Annotated in this window: 1 pseudogene; it reads right to left on the minus strand. The window is 73.5% G+C overall.

Going from position 1 to position 381, the window contains the following annotated elements:
• Positions 1-246: 246 nt before the first annotated feature.
• Positions 247-381 (minus strand): annotated as a pseudogene (locus tag G3I78_RS52725) (TetR/AcrR family transcriptional regulator); the annotation flags it as partial.

Consider the following 381-nt stretch of genomic DNA (forward strand, 5'->3'; position numbering starts at 1 on the left):
GTCTAGTCCACAATTGCCCTATGCTTCCGCCCTCCCCGCACAGGAGGACGGATCGAGGTAAGCCGCGCGCTCTGCCCTGACCGCGCGGGCACCTCCCACCGGCCGCCGGGAACCGCACACCCGGTCGGCCGTAAGTACTCCGGGCTGCGGTGCCGGACGGGTTGAGGGTCCCGACCCGGCACCGTGGCCCAGAGGAATGCGACTCCCCGCGGCGCGATTCCCCGGGACCTTTCCCCCTCCCGCCGGCTACCGCGGCCAGGCCCCCATCGCCAGTTCCGCCACCGCTTCCAGTTCCTCCCGGCTCGCGCCGTCGCGCGACTGCTGGGACATCCCGATCAGCACCGCCAGCGCGTAGCGGGCCACCCCCCGCGCCTCCGTGCC

The organism is Streptomyces sp. SID13726 (assembly GCF_010548375.1).
Classification (GTDB): domain Bacteria; phylum Actinomycetota; class Actinomycetes; order Streptomycetales; family Streptomycetaceae; genus Streptomyces.